General features: G+C 44.1%; 5 protein-coding genes. All 5 read right to left on the reverse strand.

The genetic code is table 11. From position 1 onward, the window contains the following. Nucleotides 1-34: 34 nt before the first annotated feature. The 5 genes from sodB to pssA all read right to left on the reverse strand — a co-directional run bounded on the left by sodB (nucleotide 35) and on the right by pssA (nucleotide 4,083). Entirely contained in the window at nucleotides 35-616 is a 582-nt protein-coding gene (gene sodB, locus B3M51_RS07105; protein ID WP_014707224.1) for a superoxide dismutase [Fe], read from the reverse strand. 61 nt (nucleotides 617-677) lie between these two features. Next, nucleotides 678-1,157: a ribosomal protein S18-alanine N-acetyltransferase gene (rimI, locus tag B3M51_RS07110; RefSeq protein WP_292757890.1), complete on the reverse strand. Its 480-nt coding sequence runs from the start codon at nucleotides 1,155-1,157 to the stop codon at nucleotides 678-680. Between the two features lie 4 nt (nucleotides 1,158-1,161). After that, nucleotides 1,162-1,644, reverse strand: coding sequence for a DNA polymerase III subunit psi (locus tag B3M51_RS07115; protein ID WP_292757892.1), 483 nt, complete (start codon nucleotides 1,642-1,644; stop codon nucleotides 1,162-1,164). Beyond that, the gene (locus B3M51_RS07120) at nucleotides 1,644-3,176 is read right to left on the reverse strand and encodes a 2-isopropylmalate synthase (RefSeq protein ID WP_292357230.1); all 1,533 of its coding nucleotides are present in this window, start codon (nucleotides 3,174-3,176) and stop codon (nucleotides 1,644-1,646) included. The genes B3M51_RS07115 and B3M51_RS07120 overlap by 1 nt, the downstream gene beginning before the upstream one ends. Nucleotides 3,177-3,339: 163 nt before the next feature. Continuing rightward, a complete protein-coding gene (gene pssA, locus B3M51_RS07125) occupies nucleotides 3,340-4,083 on the reverse strand; it encodes a CDP-diacylglycerol--serine O-phosphatidyltransferase (protein WP_014707229.1) in 744 nt (247 codons plus the stop codon). Nucleotides 4,084-4,253 lie beyond the last annotated feature (170 nt).

The following is a 4,253-nucleotide window of genomic DNA, read 5'->3' on the forward strand; positions in this document are numbered from 1 at the left end:
CAGCAGTCATAAGACTACTGACTGATCTTGTTGTTTATGCTGCGAAATTAGCCGCAACAAAGTCCCAATTTACCAGTGTCCAGAATGATTCCAGATATTTAGGACGGGCATTTCGGTAATCAATGTAGTAAGCATGCTCCCAAACATCACAGGTTAATAATGGTGTTTGGCCTGCAGTAAGCGGGCAACCGGCATTGCTGGTATTCACAATCTCAATGCTGCCATCAGCATTTTTTACCAGCCAGGTCCAACCTGAACCGAAGTTAGTGGTAGCCGATTTGGTAAATTGATCTTTAAATTCTGCAAATGAACCAAACTTGGCATCAATTGCTGCTGCCAGATCACCAGAAACCGCATCTTTGCCATTCGGTGTCAGGCAGTTCCAGTAGAAAGTGTGATTCCAAACCTGTGCAGCATTATTGAAAACACCACCACTGGATTTAGTGATAATGGTTTCCAGCGGTTGACCTTCAAATTCGGTTCCAGGAACCAGATTGTTCAGGTTATTTACATATGTTTGGTGATGTTTACCGTAATGGTATTCAAGAGTCTCTGCAGAGATGTGTGGTTCCAAAGCATCTTTTGCATAAGGAAGTGGTGGCAATTCAAAAGCCATAAAAAATCTCCTTGATTGAAAATAACCAACGTAAACCCGTTAGTCTAAGTGAGGGCATGTCTTATAGCAAGTTTTGACCCAACTGCGCTAACATGCCAAGTTCCAGTCCCATCAACACGCCATCTTCCCTGCCCTGTTCAGCAGGATAATAACCTCGACGTACTGACATTTCATTAAAACCGGTTGATAAATAAAGCTGTTGAGCTCTGAAGTTGCTGGCTCGAACTTCTAATACGATAATTGCAGCAGACTGCTCCAGTGCAATCTCAATAACATGATTCAGAATCTGTCTACCAAATCCTTTCCCCTGATGACCGGGTTTGACGCAAATATTCAGTAAATGAACTTCGTCCAGAACAGATTGTACAACGCTATAACCAATTATTTCATTATCTATTGCGTAGAGGAAAGTTCTATAACCGCTTTTAAGACAGTCTTCAAAATTACCTTTGGACCAGGGAAAACGGTTTGACTGTTTTTCAATCTGCCAGACTTTTTCTATATCTGCCAGTTGCATATGACTAATTGCTAATTCAGTCACTCGGTTAAGCTCTTAAGTTCCGAAATTTCTGGATAGTTTGCCACATCTCGAACTTAAGCAGTGGTTGCTCCAGCAATGTTCTCAGACTTGGCCCAACCAACGTTTGCATATTATTTTCGAGCTGCTGGCAGGCTAATGTGTCATGGGGTTTTACGTTCAGTTTGGCTGCCAATTCTGCACCCAATACCAACGATACCGTTTTATCAGCCGAAAACATCTTTAAAACGTTTGCATGCTGCTGCTCCACTACTGTCACATCGTCCAGACTGATACCAATACTACCAAAAATGGCTCGTAACAGACGATTTTCCATGCCGGTCAGCGCATTTTCAGAAATAACTAACCACGAATTTGTATAGTCAATATGATTAACAATTTCACTTTCCGAAATGGTTAAATCTGATTTAACAGCGTCATCTTGTCGTTGCACCCAGACAGGGATACCCATCTGATCAAGTGCAAAATACTGTTCAGCAGATAAACGCATCAGACTTGCGGGTGCGCCCGGTCAGAGGGCAATAACATTTTATTCAGAGCGTTAATGTAAGCTTTGGCGGAGGCGATAACGATATCAGTGTCTGTACCCTGTCCGCTGACAATACGGCCACCTTTTTCCAGCCGGACACTGACTTCTCCCTGAGAATCGGTGCCACTGGTAATGTTGCTTACAGAATACAACTGCAATTCCGTATGGCTCTGCACCATTGATTCAATCGCTTTAAAAGCGGCATCAACCGGTCCACTGCCTTTCATCTCGGTTTTTACTTCACTATCGTCAACTGCAAGGGTGACATTGGCCACCGGTATCTCGCCTGTTTCACTGCAGACCCGCATTGAAATCAAGCGAATACGCTCGTTATCTTCCGTCAAGGTATCACTGACAAGCGCTTGAATATCTTCATCAAATACTTCGTGTTTTTTATCTGCCAATTCTTTAAACCGCATAAATGCTGTGTTTAAATCTTCTTCGGATTCAAGTTCAATTCCCAACTCTTTTAATCGAGATCGAAAAGCGTTACGTCCGGAATGTTTACCCAAAACCATACGATTGGTGTTCCAGCCCACATCTTCAGCACGCATGATTTCATACGTTTCGCGATTTTTCAGTACACCATCCTGATGAATACCAGACTCATGGGCAAAAGCATTGGCACCGACAATCGCCTTATTTGGCTGTACTACAAAACCAGTGACACCTGAAACCAATCGGGAAGCAGCCAATATTTGGGTTGTATCCAGTCGAGTATCACAATCGAACATATCCTGACGGGTTCGCACGGCCATCACTACCTCTTCCAAGGAAGCATTGCCGGCTCTTTCGCCCAGTCCATTGATAGTACATTCCACCTGTCGGGCGCCATTCATAACGGCTGAGAGCGAATTAGCCACCGCCAGACCCAAATCGTTGTGACAGTGCACCGAGAAAATGGCTTTATCCGAGTTTGGAATTCTTTCTCGCAGATTTTTGATTAATTCGCCAAATTGGTGTGGCAGGTTGTAACCCACTGTATCCGGAATATTCAAGGTTTTAGCGCCGGCATCAATCACGGCTTCCAACACCCTGCACAAAAAATCCAGATCGCTGCGTCCGGCATCTTCCGGTGAAAACTCAACATCATCAGTATAGAGTCGTGCCCTTTTCACAGCCTTTACCGCATTTTCAATCACTTCATCCGGTTGCATCCGCAATTTCATCTGCATATGGATTGGTGAGGTGGCAATAAAGGTGTGAATACGAGAGGCATTGGCTGATTTAAGCGCCTCACCGGCCCGATCAATATCTTTGTCCAGGGCACGAGCCAAACCACAGATACGGCTGTCCTTCACCGCTTTAGCAACAGCTTGTACCGCTTCAAAGTCACCAATACTGGCAATCGGAAAACCAGCCTCAATAATATCGACACGCATACGTTCCAGAGATTTGGCAATCCTGACCTTTTCATCTTTGGTCATCGATGCGCCAGGACTCTGCTCCCCATCACGCAATGTGGTATCAAATATTATTAACTGGTCTTTCATTTCGCTCGCTCCGAACATTTTGCCCATCGCTGAGCACATTTTTTATGGTCATTATAATGAGGTTAAATGAGGGTTGCAGAAAGAATTGCAAGATTATTTTCCCTCATAAACATCTATTTCTCGCATTGATGTGAGAAATGATCCGCCTCACCATCCTTGGATTTTATTTTGATTGTGCGCGTTCGTTACGATGCTTACGTAATTGAATCAGTGTAAAAACCGGTCCGGAAATCGCATACAGTAAAAATGCCGTGAAAAGGACAATTGGCGGATCTGTTGCAATAAGTGCAAAAACCAAAACCAGACCGAGCATCACCATAAAGGGTACTTTGCCTCGCAAATCCAGCTCTTTAAAACTGTGATAGCGCACAGTACTGACCATAAGAATAGCTGTGGCAAATGTCAGCGGCACACCTACAAATGATAACAATGACGGATCCAGTTGATTGTTATGTCCTACCCAGACCCAGCCAGCAATACAGGCTGCTGCAGCAGGACTTGGCAATCCTTGAAAATAGCGTTTATCAGCAATTCCTACCTGAGTATTAAAGCGTGCAAGACGCAACGCACCGCAGGCAGCGTAAATAAATGCCACCATCCAACCAAACTTACCTAAACCATTCAAAGCCCATTCAAACATAACCAAAGCAGGAGCCAGACCAAAGGCAACCATATCGGCAAGGCTGTCATACTCTGCTCCAAAAGCGCTTTGAGTATTGGTTAAACGAGCAATGCGGCCATCCAGCCCATCCATCACCATCGCAACAAAGATTGCGACTGCTGCAGTTGTGAAGTCGCCCCTTATCGCAGCAACAATGGCGTAGAAACCAGCGAACAGGCAAGCTGTGGTAAATAAATTCGGTAAAAGGTAAATGCCGCGTTTTTGTTGTTCTTCATGATTATCCATAAATGTCCTGTATTCAGAGAAGAAGTAGTTTCATTATGACATCCGTACCTGCATAAACAAAACAAGGGCAGATTGCCAAGCAACCTGCCCTTGTTTGAGGACAACCCAAAAAACTAATTAGTTTTTGGTTTTATCGACGATTTTTTGAATCCAAGGCATCATTTCACGCA

The sequence above is a fragment of the Methylophaga sp. UBA2689 genome (assembly GCA_002354555.1).
Lineage (GTDB): Bacteria > Pseudomonadota > Gammaproteobacteria > Nitrosococcales > Methylophagaceae > Methylophaga.

What these genes read in the sequence shown, in the direction of transcription:
- sodB (WP_014707224.1), bottom strand. Translation starts at nt 616, where the DNA reads ATGGCTTTTGAATTGCCACCACTTCCTTATGCAAAAGATGCTTTGGAA.
- B3M51_RS07120 (WP_292357230.1), bottom strand. Translation starts at nt 3,176, where the DNA reads ATGAAAGACCAGTTAATAATATTTGATACCACATTGCGTGATGGGGAG.
- pssA (WP_014707229.1), bottom strand. Translation starts at nt 4,083, where the DNA reads ATGGATAATCATGAAGAACAACAAAAACGCGGCATTTACCTTTTACCG.
- B3M51_RS07115 (WP_292757892.1), bottom strand. Translation starts at nt 1,644, where the DNA reads ATGCGTTTATCTGCTGAACAGTATTTTGCACTTGATCAGATGGGTATC.